We start from the raw sequence: 21,113 nt of genomic DNA, 5'->3' as shown, positions 1-21,113 counted from the left end.
ATTGTTTTTTTTGTTTTCAATTAGCATTAAGTGATGTATTATTGTATTGTCAATCAAATGACGTACGGAAACCTTTATAAACAAGTAAAGCCCAGATATCAGAGTTCCGGAATTAATTAGACTGTTTAGTTTGTTTTAAAATAGGTGATTTTAGAGGGATTCTTAGGAGTCCCTTTATTTTTAGCTAATTTTGTATTGCCCTATGCCTTAAATTACTCATTATTATGTATTTTGGAAGTATGAAAATATCCGTTGGCTGCTATTTGCTAATGCTTGGACAAAGTCTGATTTTTGTATCTTGTACAACTAATTCTAAACCCACTAGTTCGCTTAAATTTGAACAGGATTCTCCTCATTGTGTTACTGGAATTCCATCTCGTTTTTCTGGAAAAGTAGATAGTATAGCTACTGTAACAACTTCTATGGGTAAAGGCAATGTAAAAATGGTTAAGATTTTGGGTGGCAAGTTTGAGATGGGATCGAATGATTTTAACGATGCGAAGCCGATTCATACCGTCTCTGTTAACTCCTTTTGGATGGACGAGCACGAGGTGACGAATGCACAGTTTGCACAGTTTGTTAAAGAGACAGGTTATAGAACGGTAGCCGAGCGACCTCTTGACCCCAGCGATTTTCCTGGCGTGGATCCTGAAATGCTGAAACCGGGGTCTGCTGTATTTGCTATGCCAGATAGAGTTGACGGGCTTGAAAATCCATTGCAATGGTGGAATTATGTTGTAGGAGCAAGTTGGAAAAGTCCTGAAGGACCTAATAGCTCTATACGGCAGAAGGAGAATAGGCCCGTTGTACATATCGCCTACCAGGATGCTGAAGCCTATGCTCAATGGGCAGGAAAGCGTCTCCCTACAGAGGCGGAGTGGGAGTATGCGGCAAAAACAAATCAACACAATAAGGAAATCTATTACTGGGGTGAGGAGAAGACAGAGAACGGAAAGTGGCCTGCGAATATTTTTCAAGGTAATTTTCCCGTGAAGGATACGGGTGAGGATGGCTTCATAGGTTTGGCTCCGGTAAAATCTTATCCAGCTAATGCTTGGGGTCTCTATGACATGGAAGGTAACGTGTGGGAGTGGTGTGCAGATTATTACCGTCCAGACTACTATCAAAGTAGTAGTGTCGATAATCCTAAAGGGCCAATAGACTCTTACGACCCGCAGGAACCGGGAGCTGTGAAACGCGTACAGCGAGGTGGTTCATTCTTATGTAATGATATGTATTGTGAGCGCTATAAGGCTGGAAGTCGTGGTAAAGGTGAGGTGAATAGCCCAACAAGTAACGTTGGCTTTCGTTGCGTGAAGGATATTTAGTATAGCGTATTGAGAAGGTACATGTAGCTATAGCTATTTAAAAAGAAGAGGCGAGATTCAATAAATCTCGCCTCTTCTTTTTATAGTAATGATGACTATTTGCTTAAGAACATTGATTTTTTGGCATATAGTTCTCTAAAGTATGGATCGTTCAAATCTTTTATGAATCGAATGGCTTCACCAGTCGATTTCATCTCTGGACCTAATTGTTTGTCTACTTCGGGGAATTTAGAGAAGGAGAATACAGGCTCCTTGATTGCATATCCCTCAAGTTTACGCTCGATCTTAAAATCTTTCAATTTATTCACCCCTAACATGACTTTAGTAGCGATGTTGATATACGGTACATCATATGCCTTGGCAATGAAAGGTACGGTACGGGATGCGCGAGGATTGGCCTCAATCACGTACACTTTGTCATCTTTTATTGCGAATTGGATATTTAGTAATCCGCTCACGTTTAATGCCTTTGCCAATTTAACAGAATATTCTTCCATTTTGTCCTGGACATTCTGTGATAGACTGAAGGTAGGAAGAACGGCATATGAGTCTCCTGAATGGATACCCGCAGGTTCAATATGTTCCATCATGCCGATGATATGTACATCATCACCGTCACAGATAGAATCTGATTCGGCTTCTTCTGCACGGTCTAAGAAGTGGTCAATCAATACGCGATTTCCAGGTAGATTTTTGAGTAGATTGACTACTGCTTTCTCTAAATCTTCGTCGTTGATTACAATGCTCATACCTTGGCCTCCCAATACATAGGAAGGACGGACAAGAACAGGGTAGCCGACTTCATTAGCGACAACAAGAGCTTCTTCTGCTGATTCTGCGACTCCATATTTAGGGTATGGAATATCCAAATCTTTTAATAAATCGGAAAAACGACCTCTATCTTCTGCCAAATCCATGTCTTGGAAGGATGTGCCAATAATTTTGACGCCTATGGCTTCAAGTTTTTCAGCCATTTTAAGTGCTGTCTGACCGCCAAGTTGTACGATTACCCCTTCTGGTTTCTCCAGCTCGATGATTTCGCGAACATGTTCCCAGAAAACAGGCTCAAAGTATAATTTGTCAGCCATGTTGAAGTCTGTCGATACTGTTTCTGGATTACAGTTGACCATGATGGCTTCGTATCCAGCTTCCTTGGATGCCAATAAACCGTGTACACAAGAATAATCAAATTCAATACCTTGACCAATTCGGTTAGGACCAGAACCTAATACAACTATCTTCTTTTTGTCGGAAACAATAGATTCATTTTCTTCTTCAAAAGTGGAGTAGTAGTATGGCGTCTGAGCCGGGAATTCTGCTGCACAGGTGTCTACCATTTTGTAGACGCGATTAATGCCTAATTCTTTACGACGAGCATAGACATCGTCTTCACTTACGTTGCCCAGTAACCAAGAAATTTGTATGTCTGAATAACCTTTTTGTTTTAAGGTCATAAAGAAATCTTTTGGTATGTTGTTGAGTTGGTAGCGACGTAGTTCGCCTTCTAACTGTACCAATTCTTGAATCTGTACGAGAAACCATTTGTCGATAAGGGTAGCTTTACGAATAGACTCTAAAGGAACACCTAATTCAAAAGCATCTTTAATATGGAATAAACGATCGGCACTCGGGTGTTCAAGACTATGCATAATCTCCTCTAGGTTGCGACTTTGCTTGCCATCTGCTCCTAGTCCCGCACGGTTGGTTTCGAGTGATTGTGCGGCTTTCTGAAGGGCTTCAATAAAGGTGCGGCCAATAGCCATGACTTCTCCTACAGCTTTCATTTGTAAGCCTAACTCTGGGTTGGCTCCTTTGAATTTATCAAAGTTGAAACGAGGCACTTTAACAATTACGTAGTCAAGTGTAGGTTCGAAATACGCGGATGTTGTTTGGGTAATCTGATTTTGCAGTTCATCCAAGTTGTATCCGATTGCTAGTTTAGCGGCAATCTTTGCAATTGGGTAACCCGTTGCTTTGGATGCTAATGCTGATGAACGGGATACCCGGGGGTTAATTTCTATTGCTATAATTTCTTCATTCTCAGGGTTTACAGAGAACTGTACGTTACAGCCGCCAGCAAAGTTACCAATAGAGCGCATCATTTTGATAGCTTGGTTGCGCATGTCTTGATAACAACGGTCGCTTAATGTCATTGAGGGTGCAACAGTGATGGAATCACCAGTATGAATCCCCATAGGGTCGAAATTTTCGATAGTACAGATGATAATGACATTATCATTGGTATCACGAAGTAATTCTAATTCGAATTCTTTCCAACCTAATACGGCCTGTTCTACCAATACTTCATGTGTAGGCGAAGCGTGCAGGCCCCTATTTAAGGCTGCGTCAAAATCTTCTTTTTTATGTACAAAACCACCACCTGTTCCAGCAAGAGTATAGGAAGGGCGGATAACGAGTGGATACCCAATTTCCTGGGCAGCTTCTTTACCTTCTAAAAATGAATTTGCGATTTTTGAAGTAGCAACACCTACACCAATATCGACCATCAGTTGACGGAAAGCTTCACGATTTTCTGTTTTTTCGATTGCAGCAACATCCACTCCAATTACTTGAATGTTGTATTTCTCCCAGATTCCACGTTCGGAAGCTTCAATACAAAGGTTCAATGCGGTCTGACCACCCATAGTTGGCAATACGGCATCGATGTTGTGCTTCTGAAGGATTTCTTCGATGCTTTCACAAGTCAAAGGAAGCAAGTAAACATTGTCTGCTACGACTTTGTCAGTCATGATAGTCGCCGGATTGGAGTTGATAATGGATACTTCAATACCTTCTTCTTTTAAAGATAATGCTGCTTGAGATCCTGAATAATCGAATTCGCAGGCTTGACCGATGACGATAGGCCCTGATCCAATTATTAAAACCGATTTGATGGAAGTGTTTCTTGGCATTTTTGTAGTTCAAAAAATTATTTTTTTAAAAACGATTTTGAACAAAGTACAGCGAAAAGCTTTCTATGAAGGGAAGATTCCGACTGCTTTGTCGGAGTGCAAAGTTACATATTTTATTTGAATATCTTAGCATTAAGATGAATAGAGTTTGAAAAAACTTTCACAATGGGGGTGATAGTATATTTTTCAATTTTGGCGGATTGGTATAAATGAGCGTAAATTACCAGTTTACAGGTATTTTATGGAAGGGAAAAAAAGCAGATATTCGCAACGTTTAACGTGTGAAGTATTACCATTTCGATTTTTTTACATTAAATTTTGATTTATATTCGCCAATAATTTTTACAATCTATACTATAATTTATTTTTATGAAAAGAACATTTTTATTGCTTGCGACCTTGTTTTTGGTAACTTTTGCCTTTGGTCAGGACTACAAAAATTCAATCGGTGTACGTTTTGGAGGTGGGTATTATGACCTTGTAGGTGCTTCTTTCAAAACATTCATTAGTGCGCCGGCAGCGTTGGAGTTCAATTTAGGTTTAAAACCTAGTGTCTCTTATGGGGGTTACAGTGATGGTGTAACCAATGTTTCTATATCGGGTGCCTACCAACATCATTTCCAAATTGCAAATATTGAGGGATTTAAATGGTTTGTAGGTGGTGGTGCTATTGTCGCCAATACGTTCTCTGATTATGAGGATTTTAAAGGTATTTCAGTCGGTATATTCCCTACAGGAGGGGTGGATTATAAATTAAAAAATGCACCTTTCGCATTTTCGGCTGATGCAAGACCAACAGCACACTTCGTTAAATCATACGGTGGAATCAATGGATTTTTATTCAATGGTGGACTAACTGCTCGTTACGTATTCTAGTCAATCGTCTCTAATTGAAAATAAAAGGGCTTGCAATTGCAAGCCCTTTTATTTTAGTAAATGATAATCTCATCTGTAAAGAGATAGCCTTTCATTGGGTTTGTGGCTTTTATTCTTACAAATCTTGCTGCTTGGCTTTTAGGTAACTTCAATTCGAATTTCTTGAATTTTAATTTAGGGTCGTCGGTGCCTATGTCGTTCTTGACGATTCCGATTTCGCGAAAGGTTTTTCCATTGTCAGATACTGAAACCACAAACTCTCCGGGGAAGTATACGCCTGGTCCGGGTACTTGCATAAAGTTCATGGCTACACTTTTGATTTCTTCTCTTCGTTCAAAATCGACCGTTACATCGATGTCTTTGGTAAAACCTTGCCACTCTCCATCACCATAGGTAAGTCCTCCTTTTTTTCCATTGGTAAGTGTGAGTTCTTTTTGTGCAGGATAGCCTTCCCAAGTTTGCTGATATAGCACGGTCTTACCAATTGCTTTATGCACATCTACCTCTATACTCTGTATAGGCCCCACACGTGTGGAGTCTAAGAAGATAGCCGCTTTGATTGTAGAGACAATGGCTAGGTCGATAGGCTGTGTGTATGGAGTGGAATTTGCGGAGGGATCACTACCATCTATGGTGTATCGAATGTCTGGACTGACCTGCTCGGTATGCAGGGTGATAAGGTTACTATATTTTTCTGGATTGAATAATACTTCAAATCTTACATTGTAAGAAGGACGGTAATAATTAACCTCTAGTTGTTGGAGTAATTTGTAATGTCTTTGTAGTCTGCTGTGAAAGTCTTCCCAGCTCTTGTCCACCTTTTTTGTCCATACAACTTCTGAGAGGGCTAGTGCTCTTGGGAAGGCCATATATTCAACATGCTGATAGGTTGGCATGTATTCGGCAAATAAATTGGCCTGTGCGCCTAAAACATGTTTGGTTTTATCTGCGGCAATAGCAGTGGGTATAGGGTCATAGCTGTATACCTTGTCAATAGGAAGGTAGCCGCCAATTGATTCTGGCTGTGTGCGTGGGTCGGTTTGATATCCATCAAAGTATAAATAGCTACCTGGAGTCATAATGACATCATGGCCCGCGTTAGCGGCTTTGATACCACCCTCTTCGCCTCTCCAACTCATGACGGTAGCTCCTGCACTTAACCCACCTTCTAGTATCTCGTCCCAACCCAATAGCTTACGTCCTTTGGATTGCAGATAGAGGTCAATTTGCTTTATGGCATAGCTTTGTAATTCTTCTTCGCTTTTAAGACCTTCTTTTTTCATTAAAGCTTGATCTTTCGGGCAATTTTTCCAATGTTCTTTGGAGGCTTCATCGCCTCCTATGTGTATATATGTAGAAGGAAATATGTCGATGACTTCATCCAAAACATTTTTAAGGAATGTAAATGTCTCCTCATTGCCAATACAAAATTCACCCTGTGTATACGGCTGTCCAGAACAGGCCAACTGAGGAAATAAAGCTAGTACTTCTTCGGAATGGCCTGGCATTTCAATTTCAGGAATAACTGTAATGCCCTTGCGCGCAGCGTAAGCAACCAATTCACGAGCTTGGTCTTGTGTATAATAACCCCCAGAAGCGTTTGGAGTGCCTTGCTCTACGTAATGGCGGCCGTTGTTCCACCAGTCTTTCCAACCGGCATGTGTACGCCAAGCTGCTTTGTTAGTAAGTTCGGGATATTTGAGGATTTGTAGTCTCCATCCGGCGCCATCTGTCAAATGCCAATGTAAATGGTTGAACTTGTATAGTGCCATCACATCAACGAACTTTTTCAATGAGCTGAAAGGCATGAAATGCCTGGAAACATCCAACATCATTCCTCGGTAACCAAAACGAGGACTGTCTTCAATTTCGACGGAAGGGATGAATTGTGGATAATCTTGAAGATACGCTATTTGAATGAGCGTGAATATCGCGTTGATCATCAACTTGGTGTTTTTGGCTTTTAATACAATCCCATTATTATCAGCTTCAATTTTGTAGGTATTGTCATCAAATCTGTCCGTCTCTAATCCTGTTGTAAGCCGTATTCCAGTATTAGGTACTTTCTTAACCTTCTTTACAATCTCTATGGTATAGCTTTGGATGGCTGGATGCTCGGAAAGTAGATCGACAACTCCTTCAAATTCGGGGGTGATATAAATCTTGGGATTGGAAGGGATGCTGTAGCTTCCTTCGAGATAGTTGACCTTATTGGGTTTAGGGATGATATCTAAGATAGGTGTTTGTGCAAAGCCTATTTGTATAAATAGCATGAAGAATAGTACTGCTGTAGTGGTATTTCGAAGCATGTGAGCAATGTTTTAGGTACAAATATCTTAATTTAGGCGCTAAATATCGACTTTGGTCTTAAATAAATAACCAAAAGGGTCAGGAATTGTTTTATGATATTATTCAAACAAATTCTAAATGGTTATTTAATTGAATAATCCGTAACTTTGTGTCATGATTGAACTTCCAGTAATTCCCGTGAGCCAGACTCAGCGCAGACCTGATTGGTTACGCGTAAAACTGCCCGTAGGTAAGGAGTATAGACATGTGCGAGGTCTTGTCGATGAGCATAAATTGCATACGATATGTGAAAGTGGGAATTGTCCTAACATGGGGGAATGTTGGGGGGCAGGGACGGCAACATTTATGATTTTGGGAAATATTTGTACTCGATCATGTTCGTTTTGTGCCGTTGCTACGGGACGACCCTTGGCCGTAGATTTGGATGAGCCGAATCGTGTGGCTAATTCGGTTAAACTCATGCAGGTCAAACATTGCGTCATCACATCTGTGGATCGTGACGATCTTAAAGATGGAGGATCTATCATTTGGGCGGAGACAATCAACGCAATACGGAAGGAAAGTCCAGAGACAACTTTAGAGACCTTAATTCCGGATTTTAAGGGACAGTGGGATAACTTGGATCGAGTACTTGCAGTTCGTCCTGAAGTGGTTTCACATAATTTAGAAACGGTTCGCCGCTTAACTAGGGAAGTGCGTATCCAGGCAAAATATGACCGCTCCTTGGAATGTTTAAGACGTATCTCGGAAGCGGGCTTGCGAACTAAATCTGGTATCATGCTGGGCTTGGGAGAAACGGAAGAGGATGTGGTCGAAGCAATGCAGGATTTATACAACGTGGGTGTTCATATCTTGACGTTGGGTCAGTATTTGCAACCAACAAAAGCACATCACCCGGTAATTGATTGGGTCACTCCGGCTCAATTTGATAAGTATAAAGAAATTGGATTGAAAATGGGATTTAAGTACGTGGAGTCTGGACCATTGGTTCGCTCTTCGTATCATGCGGAGAAGCATCTTTTTGATATGCAGTAATCTCATGAAAGAATAGGATATAATAGGAGGCCTGGTAAATTTTTATTTACTAGGCCTTTTTTGTATATCATGGATGTCGATGTTACTTTTGTACTTTTTCATGGATGAAGTCGTTCATAAACGAACAAAAAAAGAGGGTAACCAATTGTATTTTTTCTATTAGATATTCGCGAATGCAAAGCATTTTATCTAAGTTTGATCAGTACCAGTTGAATAAACCAGAACCCATGCCCCACAGTGCCTATATATGTGATTTGCGCGCATTAGCAGGAGGAGATAAACTTGTCTTTGAACAAGTATATGATTATTATGCGGAACAGGTCTACAAATTAGCTTTCTTATTTGTGAAGGATAATGGTTGGAGTGAAGATATCGTACAAGAGGTATTTGTCAAATTGTGGAGGCATCGTGAGAAGCTGGATGTTAGTGGTAACATATGGCTCTTTTTGTATGTCCTTACAAAAAGGCAAGCCTTGAATAAATTGCGCGAAATACGGAATGCGCAATTGTCAACTGAAAAACTGTATATGGCGCTCGTCAATCAACAGTTGATTTTTCCGAATGATTTGGAGGTTTCTGAGTTGGAGCAAAACATCTTTAAGGCCATGCGTAAGCTTTCTCCAAAGCAGCAGCAGGTATTTAAATTGAGTCGTATTGATGGATTAAGCCATTCTGAAATTGCCCAAAAACTTCAGATTTCGCAAAATACTGTAAAAAATCATATTGTGGAGGCTTTAAAATCCTTACGAGAACAGCTAAATAAAACGGACTATCTCTACCTGTTGATTCTATCGATGTATATTTTTTAATTTTTTTTCTTTTTTACTAGTCCTGTTTTCTTTTTTAGGTGTTCTATGGGAAATCAACGCTTCTGAAGAGCGATAGACCGTATGATGAACACTGAAGATTTAAAGAGTCGTTTAGAGAAATATTTTAAGAATGAACTATCCAAGGAGGAGGTGAAGCAATTGCTGTTGACCCTGGAAGAGTCTGATGAGGCAATAGTTGGGGGGGTAATCGATGATGTATTGACGACGATCAACTGGTCACGAATAGATGTTCTGGATTTTAAGAAAAAGGGGGTATTCGACCGGGTGAGAGCTGAAATAGCGGGAATGTCTGGGGTCGATAATTTGAATGAGGAACGAGCTGCTAAAAGGCATTTTAGGTTTAAATATGGTATTCCTGCCGCTGCAGTGCTTCTAATAGCATTGGGATTGATTTTTTATATGAAAAGAGAGGCTCCTCCAATGTCGAGGGTTGTTCAACAAGACCAACAAGAAATTACACTCCTTCCATATACAGTAGCAACGTTGATTCTAGAGAATGGCAAACCAATTTCCTTGGACGATTTAGAGGAAGGGCAAGTGCGGGAAGTAGATGGAGTGCGGATAGAAAAAAGAAAAGGCGGTAGGTTTTATTTTGCTTATGCAAATGCTTCGCTTCACTCATTAGCGAAACGACAAGTGTTTAAGACTGCTAAGGGCTCTTCTGCTGAAATTATATTGGCAGATGGTTCGGTAGTCAAATTGAATAGCGCATCAAGTCTTTCCTTTCCCTTAATCTTCGATAATACACGTCAAGTCGATCTCAACGGCGAAGCCTATTTTGAGATTGCTCATAATCGAGATGCCCCTTTTCGTGTGAAGACTAATACTAGTGAAATACAAGTCTTAGGGACTAAATTCAATGCATCGGCCTATCCAGAAGAACTAAACAGTGAAGTGACTCTTAGCGAGGGCTCTGTGTTGGTGTCCAGTAAAAAGACGCATGTTAGATTGATGCCTGGGGAGCAGGCTATTGTAAATAGTAAAAGCGGTGATATCGTATCTCGAACAGTCAATTTGGAAGAAATGATGGCGTGGAAGGATGGATATTTTAGATTTACAGACCAATCGATAAAGCAAGTGTTGTATGAGCTGTCGAAGTGGTATGACATTAAAGGGGTGGAAATTCTTTCTGAATCTTCAGATCGATTTTCCGGTTCAGTTAGACGTTCACAAAAATTGTCCGATCTTTTGGGACAACTGGAGCGTATATCTTCTTTAAAATTTAAAATTGTAGAAGGGAGGGTGAGGGTGATGAAGTAAACTGACCTAAGATTGGAGATGTCAAGAAATCGGAAGCGCTGCGAACGCTTCCGAAGAAATGCTTGTCCATAAAAATAACCTTGTGATAAGAAGTAATTATAAATTATAAACCAAACATAAACCAAATGTATAAAACTTCAATTAGAAATTGTTGTATAACGCGACAAATCTTAATTAGATACCTTATTGTTATGAAATTAGTCATCTTTTTTTTGACGACTTTTCTTTTGCAGGTCAATGCTTCAACTTTTGCACAGAAAGTAAGTATTCACGCTAAGAAGGCCAATCTTCGCGATATTTTGAACCAGATTCAAAAGCAGACAGATTATGATTTTCTGTATAACAGTGCAGAAATTGATAGTGATAAGAAGATTTCCGTCCGATTCTTAAATACAGATTTTAAAGAGGTGTTGAAAGCATGTCTGGATGATCAAGGATTGACCTTTGAGTTGGCGAATAAAACGGTCCTGATTAAAAAAATGCAAAGATCTTCAGGGAACAATCTCCTCCAACAGCGAGAGGTTACAGGTACGGTTAAAAATCCATCGGGGAATCCAATAACAGGTGTAACGGTAACGATTAAAGGTACGGATAGTGCAACTTCTACCGATCAGTCCGGTAATTTTAGGATTTTTTTGGAGGAGGGAAAAAGTCTGCTTTTCTCGGCGGTAGGATACCAATCTACAGAAGTTGCGATTTCTTCAAATACGTCGATCCAGGTAGTGCTGGAAGAATCGATAAGTGGTTTGGAAGAGGTGGTGGTCGTAGGATACGGTACGCAACTCAAGCGTGATTTGACTGGAGCTGTTGGGAAGTTGGATGGGAAGGAGATTAAGAATATGCCTATAAGAAATGCGACCGAGGGCTTGCAGGGGCAAGCTGCAGGTGTACAGGTGACGTCTACAGGAGGGAGCCCAGGCACACCGCCTGCGGTTAGGATACGTGGTATTGGTACAGTCAATGATAATAATCCACTGTATGTGGTAGATGGTCTTCCTCAGTCGGATATTGGTTGGTTGAATCCGAATGATATCCTTTCTATGGAAATTCTGAAAGATGCGTCAGCAACTGCAATTTATGGTTCTCGAGCAGCAAACGGAGTCATTATGGTGACAACAGCCAAAGGGAATCAAAAAGGGGATGTATTGAACAATTTGATTTCATTCGATAGCTATGTGGGCTTTCAAAATCCAACGAAGACGTATGATATGATGAATGCATCTGAATTCATGGAGTATAAAAATCTTGCAAATATAAACGCTGGATTGGACCCTTATTTTAGCGAACAGAATAAAGCTGATGTTCTGAAATTCTTAAAATCGAATACGGGAAGTACGGAGGGAACTAATTGGTGGAAAGAAATCAACCATAAGGATGCTGTTATTCAGAATTATGATATTGCTATTTCAGGAGGTATGAAAGATTTGGCATACCGCACGAGCGTGGGATACATGGATCAACAAGGAATTATCAATGGTTCCGATTATGATCGCCTCTCGTGGCGGACGAATTTTAATCACAACCTACGGAAATGGTTAAAGTTATCAGGAAACATAGGTTTGATTAATGAAGGACGTGGGAATGTACTGGAAAACAGTCCTGGATTCAATACGGCATTTATTGCTTTTGTAGCAGATCCCATCTCGCAGGTATATCGAAATAACTTGGTTGATATCCCAGATTTTCTGCGTCCGGGACTATTTTTAGATAAAATCGATCCAAACAATCCTTGGTCCAATTATGGCCCAATTCTGATGACAAATAAGGAAAATCCTGTAGCACAAACGGATATCTATAAAAATAATCGGTGGAAAGGTCTTGCTATAAAGGGAGGTGGAGCTATAGATATTCAATTTACCGATTGGTTAAAGTACAGGAGTAGTCTTGGAGTGGATTTAGGAAGAAGTACTTCGGACTCTTTTTTACCTAAATATTATCTCAATGGTAACCAGTTTAATGTAGATGCTACAGTTGGTAAATCGACTTCTAAAACGGATTATTATGTTTGGGAAAATACATTGACCTATGAGAAAAAAATAGAGGATCATCATATTACGGCAATGATTGGGACTTCTGCGGAGCAATGGAAAGGAGAGTCTACTGGTGCTTCGAAGCAAGGACTGATATCGAATGACCCGAGTCAATGGATAATCGATGCAGGTACTATCAACCCTCAAGCTTCGGGAACAAAATGGGAAAATGCTTTGAATTCCTATTTCAGTCGGGTGTTCTATTCTTATAAGAACAGATATATGGTAACGGCAAATCTTCGCTATGACGGGTCGTCTAACTTTGGGCGAGATGAGAAATGGGGAACATTTCCTTCGATATCTGCGGGATGGAACTTTTCAGAGGAGGAATTTACAAAGTCTCTTTCTTGGTTGAGTAGCGGAAAATTAAGATTTAGTTGGGGTAAAATTGGAAATCAAAATATTAGTAGTGGCGCATACCTGACGACTTACTCTGGAAATATGGGCTATTACCTGTTCGGCCCGCGTAACCCACAGCTGATCGGAGGTAGTAATTATATTGGTAATCCGCTTATTCGTTGGGAACAGACGGAGCAAGTCGATATCGGGCTCGATCTGGCATTTTTTGAAAGCAAATTGAATGTAACAGTGGATGCCTACAGAAAGAATACGGATGGGATGCTGTTAAATGTTCCTTTGCCGGCTTATCTGGGATTTCCCAATAGCCCATGGTCAAATGCGGGTGGTGTACAGAATAAGGGATTGGAGTTGGATGTAGCCTATCGGAATAAGATTGGAGATTTGGGTTATACTATTGCAGCAAATGCCTCGACTTTTCGAAATAAGGTGTTGACTTTGGGTGGTGGTGAACCTATCACGGGAGGCGGATGGATTAGTTATACTACTACAATGACGGAAGAAAATATGCCTATTGGGTATTACTATGGCTTAAAAACCGATGGTATATTCCAGTCACAACAAGAAGTGGATAGCTATATACAAGAGGGCGCTAGACCTGGAGACCTTCGTTTTGTGGATGTGAATCAGGATGGAAAGATCAATAACCTAGACCGGACAAATATCGGAGATCCTTTTCCGGATTTGACTTACGGTTTTCGTATAGGATTGGATTATAAAGGGTTTGATTTTCAATTGTTGGCACAAGGAACGCAGGGTAATGAAATCATGAATATTTCAAAGATTGACATGAAATCAGGCGTGGGCTGGTACAACGCGCCGCGTGAGTTATTGACTGAAGCGTGGACACCGACAAATCCTAGCAATACACAATTTAAAATCAGTTCATCTAATCAAAATAACCTACAGGTATCTGACTGGCTTGTCGAGAATGGAAGTTATCTCCGAATCAAGAATATACAGTTGGGGTATACATTGCCAGCCTCATTGTTGTCGAAGGCAAAAATAGAGCGCATAAGGATATGGACTGGTGCATATAACTTGTTCACGTTTACGAAATACTCCGGTTTGGATCCTGAAATTGGAAGTGGGTCACCACTCAGTATGGGAGTTGATCAAGGATACTATCCTGTGGCGAAGTCATTTATGTTTGGGGTTAATCTAAGTTTTTAAATAGATGAAAAATATAGTTTTATATATGTCGGCATTCCTTCTCTTGGGGACGGTAATTGGCTGCAAAAAGGATTTTTTAGACCGTGATCCTTATGGGATTTTGAACGAGAGTGAGTTTTTTAAGACGGATGGTGCAGGGTTGAAGTTGGTCACAAGCTGTTACCAACCTATGTTTGATGGTTGGGGGTATACGGTGAATAAAGTCGCTCTTGGCGATGAGAGTGTGGATAACGCAGATGCTGGAGGTTCTGATCCAGGAGATAGGCCACAAACAACAGAGGTGGGGCGGGGTCGACCGTTGCCATCCAATCCTTTGCTTTACGAGACTTGGGCAAATCGCTTTAAGGGAATTGGGAATTGTAACATTGCCTTGGATGCCCTGCAAAGGGAGGGAGGCAATCTAATTGAGAATGCCAAACCTGTACCTGCAGAGACGGTAGCACGTTATTTTGCAGAGATTAAATTTTTGAGGGCATGGTATTATTTTGATTTGATTACGGTATTTAAGGAAGTGCCCTTGATTGTCAATGTAGAAAAACCTGACACACGTAAGGCTAAGGCTCCACTGGCGGATTTAAAGGCGCAGGTTTATAAAGATTTACAGGAGGCCATACAAGAAAGTAGTCTTCCTCGTGCTTCAGGATTGTCTAGTTCAGAAACCGGACGTGTGACAAAAGATGCAGCCTATGCTTTGATGGCTCGGGCCGCATTGTTTTTTGGAGGGTTGATGGAACAAGGAATTCTTGCAGGAAATGCACAGGATGAATATAAAGTGGCAAGGGATGCTGCAGGGGAAGTGGTGCGAAATGGACAGCTTAGTTTGTTGCCAGATTTTCAAGATCTTTTTAGGGGTGACTATGCTGTGGCTCCATTTTCCAAGGAGTGTATTTTTGGGGTTCTTCGTAAGTTCGATCCAGCATTTGGTATTGGTGGTGACCCGTTTGCGATTATGAACGTAGGACGGAACAATGTCGGTGGTTGGGGAGGAAATACACCAACCAAGGATTTGGCGGCTTCTTATGACCCTGCGGATCCACGTCGTATGTTTACCATCATTAGTCACAACGATATTTTTAAAACTTCTTCTGGTGGGGAGGAAATACATAATTATAGGGGATACTTCAATGATTTTAACCTTCAACAAAGTAGGAAGGCTTTTGTCCCACAACAATATCGGCAAAACAATGACCTACAGCGCAGCAATTGGCAGCCATATTGGATCCGTTATTCAGAAGTTCTCTTAATGTATGCAGAGGCTTTAATAAGGTCAGGAGGCAGTACAACGGATGCGCTTACACACTTGAATGAGGTGCGTAGGAGGGCTTTTGTAACGACCTCTAAGGTGGATGAGCCGGCGATATTTAGATTATTTGGTCAAGGACTTAAAACTGTTTCTGATGCTGATTTTCAAGCGCAATACGCGATTAAGCCATCTGACGATGTCATGACTGCCTTAAAGCGTGAGCGGAGGAATGAATTGGCGTTAGAGGGGTTCCGTCTATATGATCTGGTGCGCTGGGGAGAGTATGCCCCTACGATGAAGGCATTCTATGAAAAATATGGCTTTGCGGATAAAGGACGGGATGCTGGCGACAATAGTTGGCCATTCCCAATCCCGCAGATAGAGATCGATCGATCTAATGGTGTACTGGTTCAAAATGATAATTATTAATAGCTTAAATATAATGGACAGAAGAAATTTTATAAAGAATACAACGGCATTGGCGAGCTTTTCAATCGTATCCAGCCATGTTCTGGGCAAAACACTGGGACATGTGGCTCCTAGTGATAAACTTAATATTGCGGGTATAGGTGTTGGTGGGATGGGACGCCGTAATCTTGCCAATATGAAATCGGAGAATATCGTAGCGCTTTGTGATGTGGATTGGAGATATGCTCAAAAGACTTTCAAAGACTATCCAGGTGCGAAGCAGTTCAAAGATTGGCGGGTGATGTTTGATGAGATGGGTGACTCGATAGACGCGGTGATGGTGGCAACTCCAGATCATACTCATGCTATAGCGACGGCGCATGCGCTGACACTGGGAAAGCATTGTTATACACAGAAGCCGCTTACCCACTCGGTATACGAATCACGTTTGCTGACACGTTTAGCAAAAAAGCATAGAGTGGCGACGCAGATGGGAAACCAAGGAAATTCGTTTGACTGGTGTAGGCAAATTGCAGAATGGATTCAATCGGATGCGATTGGTGAGGTCTATGAGGTGCATTGCTGGACGGATCGTCCTATCTGGCCTCAAGGTTTGATGAAGCCAAAAGATGGAATGTCGGTACCTGATAGCTTGGCTTGGGACCTATTCGTCGGACCGGCAGAAAACAGGCCTTATCATAGTGTGTATACACCGTGGAACTGGAGGGGATGGTGGGATTTTGGAACAGGAGCTTTGGGTGATATGGCTTGTCATATTATGGATCCTCTGTATTGGGCACTGGATCTTAAATATCCAATCAAGGTAAATGGAAGCTCCACCTTGAGTAACTTGTATTCTCCTCCGCATGCGCAGATGGTACAATATACGTTTCCTGCTAGAGCAAAAAAGGGGAAGGTGAATATGCCAGAGGTTAAGGTCTATTGGTATGATGGCGGACTGGTTCCAGAGCGACCAAAAGAACTTGCACCAGGTGCGATGATGGGTGATGAAAATGGTGGAATCATATTTGTCGGGAAGAAAGGTAAAATCATGACTGGTTGCTATGGGATGAATCCAACGTTGTTGCCAGTGACGGATATGGCACATTTTCAGCAACCTAAGCCTTGGATTCCGCGTATACCAGGCGGAAACGGTGATATCTGGAATAGCAACGCGCATGAGCAGGATTGGATACGTGCGGCTAAGGAGTCGCCGGATAACAGGAAAGAGGCAAGTTCGCATTTTGGGTTTTCGGGACCTTTTAATGAGATGGTTGTAATGGGGGTACTGGCTGTCCGCTTGCAGGGGTTGCATCGAGATTTGTTATGGGATGGTGAGAAGATGGAGTTTACCAATATCAATGACGCAGATAAAATTAAGATTGTGTCGGTGGACGAATTTAGTGTGGTGGATGGAGATCCGCGCTTCAATAGACAATTTACTGAATTCAATGCTAAAGATATTGCGAAGGAATGGATTCAACATACTTACCATAATGGCTTTCGTCTTCCAGATATGCCCAAAATTTAAATCGAAACTGATATGAAGAAAGAAACAAATAGAAGGGATTTTATCGTGCAAATGTCGGTATTGGGCGCTGGGCTTGGGGCACTTTCGTTCTCAGATGGAATCTTTGAACGGCCTGTGCAACAAAAAAGAATTGGTATTATTGGATTGGATACTTCTCATAGTGAGATGTTTACGCGGGATATCAATGAAGGGGCACTCAAGGATAGAGGGTATCGTGTAGTCGCCGCATACCCAAATGGGAGCAAGGATATTCCTTCTGCACTGGAGATGAAACCTGCTATCACAGAAGCGGTTAAGAAAATGGGGGTGGAAATTGTGACGAGTATAGAAGATTTGTTGAAAAAGGTGGATTTTGTACTGTTGGAATCTAATGATGGGCGAGTGCATTTAGAACAGGCCGAACCCGTGATAAGGGCAAAAAAACCGTTGTTCATCGATAAGCCAATGGGTGAGAATCTCAAGTCCGTAGAAAAGATCTTTGACCTAGCTGCGCGGAATAGCGTCCCGCTCTTTAGTTCATCATCTTTGCGATATGATGCGAATGTAAGAAAGGTTAAGGAAGGGAGTATTGGTCAAGTGTTGGGGGCGGATGTGTATACTCCTGCTGAAATCGAGCGTCATCATATAGATCAGGCTTGGTATATGATACATGGTGTGGAGATGTTGTTTACTGTGATGGGTGTAGGATGTAAAGAGGTGTACAGAGTATTTCATGCTGATTTTGAACAGGTGGTGGGTGTCTGGTCTGATGGCCGTATAGGATCGGTTCGTGGAATCCGAAAGGGAGCATCTAATATCGCGGGAAGGGCTTTTGGCGAGAAAGGAATTGCTGAATTAGGACCTTTTGCAGGTTATGGACCTTTGGTGTCGGAGATTCTTACATTCTTCGATACAGGGATACCTCCTGTCACTCCAGCAGAAACAATCGAGATTTTTAAGTTTATGGAAGCTGCCGACCGAAGCAAGAAAACAAAACGAATAGAACGCTTATAATTGGGATGATTGTGCTATAGTCCTATAATGGGCTATAGTACAGTCTTTTTTAGTATGTTAAGGATTGAAGATAGCTTTCAATAGCCATTGTCTTCTAAGCTCATATTGATTGAAAATAGTCACCTTGGAACTGATGTGTGGTTTCCATCTGTGTATTTATGTGTAGATCCTAGAAAGAACCTTTTGTTTTCATAATAGCGTGTTTGAACGTTGAGTTTAATTTGGAGGTGAACATCAATCATTCAAATAATTTAGATAGATATGTAAGCATTTGTGAAAAAAGGTAAGTTTGTCTAAGTTTGATGATATCCTAATTATTGGAGATGATGAAAAGAGCATTAGTTACGGTATTTGCTTTATTAATATTTTCGGTGTGCTATGGGCAGACTTACAAGATCTTGGTGAAGACTAATTATGGAAATTTTAAAGTATTGCTATATGACTATACACCTCATCATCGACAACTGCTGCTTGATGCAATCCGAGCCAAGGTGTACGATCAGGCAGAATTCAATAGGGTAATTGCTGATTTTGTAATACAGGGAGGAGACTTGGATGAGGAAATTTTAGCAAGAGAGGCGAAGAATATATCTGCTGAGCAACGTTTGAGTCCCGAATTTGATAAACGAGCGTTTCATAAAATTGGTGCGCTTGGTGCGGGAAGGGATGACAACCCAACGAAATCTTCTTTTTTGAATCAGTTGTATTTTGTCGTAGGAAAACCTGTGACGGAAGGTGATCTCCACACATTGGAACAAAAAAAGGGAATCAAATATACACCTGAACAACGGCATGCTTATCTAACGAACGGAGGCCAACCTCGATTGGATTATGATTATACGGTTTTTGGTGAGATTTATGAAGGTCTCGATGTCGTGACGGCTATCAGTAAAGTACGTACTACGTCTACTGATTTACCAGTTGAAAAGGTGTTGTTTACGATGGAAGTAATAGAATAGGTGAAATAGGGGTACTTAAAAAAGACCGCATTCCACGCTATGCCGCTATAATCTTATCGTTTAAAAACAGTTTTTCCTCCAATAACCGTACGTAGCGTCTGTACTGCTCGGAGTTGGTCGTTGGGTATTTTCATAATATCTTTTTCTAATATAATGAAGTCTGCATCTTTGTTTTTCTCAATACTGCCTCGATTTTTTTCTTGAAAACAGGAATAGGCAGCCCAGATAGTCATCCCTTTTAATGCTTCTTCTCTAGTTATTGCATTTTCCATCTGAAATCCTCCTTGAGGATACCCTTTGGCATCTACTCTTGCTACTGCGGCGTGAAATCCAAACATTGGGTTGAAGTGTTCGACGGGAAAATCGCTGCCTAATGCTAATTTTCCATATTGTTGAAGTAGCTCTTTGTAGGCATAAGCTCCCTTCATGCGCTCATTACCGAGACGATCTATAGCCCAATACATATCTGATGTTGCATGTGTGGGTTGTACGGAGGGGATAATATGGAACTTTTTAAATTTAGGGAAGTCTGAGGGGGCAATAATCTGTGCGTGTTCTATGCGCCATCTCTTGTCTTGATGAGTAGGGAGATATTTTCCATAGGTATCCAATATGATACGATTGGTAGAGTCTCCTATGGCATGGGTATTGGCTTGGAAAGGGCTATTGGCTAATTGACGTATCACGGTGTCAAATTCAGCTGGACTGTGTAAGAGAAACCCTTTAGTTGGGGCATCATGGTAGTGCTCTAATAGACATGCTCCACGTGAGCCTAAAGCCCCATCCGCCAATATCTTGAACGAGCTGATGGTGAGGTGGTCGGTGCGGTAAGGACCAGCTTGTAAGTAATGGTTAATGTTCTCTTTGTTTGCTGCAATCATAGCATAATTGCGGATGCGGAGTTGATTGGTTTTGTAGAATTTTTGAAGCAAATCTAACTGGGATTTAGGAAGCCCAGCATCTACTATAGATGTCAGTCCAACCGACAGCAATGAGTCCTCTGCGGTTTTCAATATTTTTAATGATGTTTCCTCATTGGCTATGGGAATGAACTTGCTGACTAAGTCCATAGCATTGTCTATTAGTAACCCGTTTGGAACAGTGGAAGTTCCCCCTACGATGCCACCTTCTATCGGAACAGGGTGTGTCAACCCAGCTATTTCCAATGCTTTGGAATTCACAACTGCAGCATGGTAATCTATTCTTGCTAGGTAAACCGGGATATCGGGAAAGGCTTTGTCTAAGAACTCCTTGGTCGGGAATTTCTTGTCTACCCAAAGATTTTGATCCCAACCGCCCCCAATGAGCCATTTTTTATCGGGGTATTTACTACGATATATCTTCATGCGGGCGATGACTTCTTCAAAGGACTTGCTTCCTGCTAAATCGACCTGGTCGAGAAGCTCAGCGAGCATGAAAAAATGGGCATGGGCATCGTAGAATCCGGGATATATCGATTTTTGTTGGGCGTCAATCTCTTCGTTGGCCATGTATTGGGATCGAATATCGGCGCCACTGCCAATGTCAACGAATTTCCCGTCTTTTACGGCGAAGGCTTCGGCGATGGAGAATGCAGAATCTACGGTGTATATCTGTGCATTATAGACAATAAGGTCGACTTGATTTGAAGATTTGCAACTGAAGAATGCCAATAGACATAGGGTGCAATAGAGGAGGATACAGCGCATGGTTGTTTTAATTGATGTATACTAAAATACAAATCGTTTGGCTGAACTAACCTATTATTTTATATATTTTAGGAAGCGGCTAGGATATTCGTGAACATCGAAGGGATAATACGATTGAGCATCGTGGCAAAGTGTGTCCTCCGCAACATTTGAACCGAACCGTGGATAAGGCAGGCAGTA

General features: G+C 41.3%; 13 protein-coding genes. 10 read left to right on the top strand and 3 right to left on the bottom strand.

The features are described 5' to 3' along the window. Nucleotides 1–239 precede the first annotated feature (239 nt). A complete protein-coding gene (locus tag OQ289_RS20175) occupies nucleotides 240–1,328 on the top strand; it encodes a formylglycine-generating enzyme family protein (RefSeq protein ID WP_270088546.1) in 1,089 nt (362 codons plus the stop codon). Between the two features lie 95 nt (nucleotides 1,329–1,423). On the opposite strand, the gene carB is transcribed toward OQ289_RS20175, so the two are convergent. Further along, a complete protein-coding gene (carB, locus tag OQ289_RS20170) occupies nucleotides 1,424–4,240 on the bottom strand; it encodes a carbamoyl-phosphate synthase large subunit (protein ID WP_270088545.1) in 2,817 nt (938 codons plus the stop codon). 369 nt (nucleotides 4,241–4,609) lie between these two features. On the opposite strand from carB, the gene OQ289_RS20165 reads away from it, so the two are divergent. Continuing rightward, the gene (locus tag OQ289_RS20165) at nucleotides 4,610–5,116 is read left to right on the top strand and encodes a hypothetical protein (protein ID WP_270088544.1); all 507 of its coding nucleotides are present in this window, start codon (nucleotides 4,610–4,612) and stop codon (nucleotides 5,114–5,116) included. A gap of 53 nt (nucleotides 5,117–5,169) precedes the next feature. Here OQ289_RS20165 and OQ289_RS20160 read toward each other — a convergent pair whose 3' ends face one another. Continuing rightward, nucleotides 5,170–7,425, bottom strand: a complete 2,256-nt coding sequence (locus OQ289_RS20160) for a glycoside hydrolase family 20 protein (RefSeq protein ID WP_270088543.1) — start codon at nucleotides 7,423–7,425, stop codon at nucleotides 5,170–5,172. Between the two features lie 154 nt (nucleotides 7,426–7,579). Between OQ289_RS20160 and lipA the strand changes: the two genes are divergently transcribed. The 8 genes from lipA to OQ289_RS20120 all read left to right on the top strand — a co-directional run bounded on the left by lipA (nucleotide 7,580) and on the right by OQ289_RS20120 (nucleotide 19,245). Then, nucleotides 7,580–8,461, top strand: a complete 882-nt coding sequence (lipA, locus tag OQ289_RS20155) for a lipoyl synthase (protein WP_033565541.1) — start codon at nucleotides 7,580–7,582, stop codon at nucleotides 8,459–8,461. A 173-nt stretch (nucleotides 8,462–8,634) separates the two neighbouring features. Beyond that, nucleotides 8,635–9,270, top strand: coding sequence for an RNA polymerase sigma factor (locus OQ289_RS20150; RefSeq protein ID WP_270088542.1), 636 nt, complete (start codon nucleotides 8,635–8,637; stop codon nucleotides 9,268–9,270). A gap of 81 nt (nucleotides 9,271–9,351) precedes the next feature. Further along, nucleotides 9,352–10,551, top strand: coding sequence for a FecR family protein (locus OQ289_RS20145; protein ID WP_270088541.1), 1,200 nt, complete (start codon nucleotides 9,352–9,354; stop codon nucleotides 10,549–10,551). A gap of 191 nt (nucleotides 10,552–10,742) precedes the next feature. Further along, nucleotides 10,743–14,111 carry a TonB-dependent receptor gene (locus tag OQ289_RS20140; RefSeq protein WP_270088540.1) on the top strand — a complete coding sequence of 1,123 codons (3,369 nt, stop codon included), beginning with the start codon at nucleotides 10,743–10,745 and terminating at the stop codon, nucleotides 14,109–14,111. Between the two features lie 4 nt (nucleotides 14,112–14,115). Further along, on the top strand, nucleotides 14,116–15,783 hold the full coding sequence (locus tag OQ289_RS20135) for a RagB/SusD family nutrient uptake outer membrane protein (protein ID WP_270088539.1): 1,668 nt from the start codon (nucleotides 14,116–14,118) through the stop codon (nucleotides 15,781–15,783). Nucleotides 15,784–15,796: 13 nt separating this feature from the next. Continuing rightward, nucleotides 15,797–17,293 (top strand): Gfo/Idh/MocA family protein, encoded by a 1,497-nt coding sequence (locus OQ289_RS20130; RefSeq protein ID WP_270088538.1) that lies wholly within the window; start codon nucleotides 15,797–15,799, stop codon nucleotides 17,291–17,293. A gap of 12 nt (nucleotides 17,294–17,305) precedes the next feature. After that, nucleotides 17,306–18,286, top strand: a complete 981-nt coding sequence (locus tag OQ289_RS20125; RefSeq protein WP_033565536.1) for a Gfo/Idh/MocA family protein — start codon at nucleotides 17,306–17,308, stop codon at nucleotides 18,284–18,286. 323 nt (nucleotides 18,287–18,609) lie between these two features. Continuing rightward, complete coding sequence (locus OQ289_RS20120) at nucleotides 18,610–19,245, top strand: peptidylprolyl isomerase (protein WP_270088537.1); 636 nt, start codon at nucleotides 18,610–18,612, stop codon at nucleotides 19,243–19,245. A 53-nt stretch (nucleotides 19,246–19,298) separates the two neighbouring features. On the opposite strand, the gene OQ289_RS20115 is transcribed toward OQ289_RS20120, so the two are convergent. Beyond that, complete coding sequence (locus OQ289_RS20115) at nucleotides 19,299–20,933, bottom strand: amidohydrolase (protein ID WP_270088535.1); 1,635 nt, start codon at nucleotides 20,931–20,933, stop codon at nucleotides 19,299–19,301. Between the last annotated feature and the right edge of the window lie 180 nt (nucleotides 20,934–21,113).

The sequence above is a fragment of the Sphingobacterium sp. SYP-B4668 genome, from assembly GCF_027627455.1.
In the GTDB taxonomy this organism is placed as follows: Bacteria; Bacteroidota; Bacteroidia; order Sphingobacteriales; family Sphingobacteriaceae; genus Sphingobacterium.
This window is presented reverse-complemented; position numbering and strand designations above follow the sequence as displayed.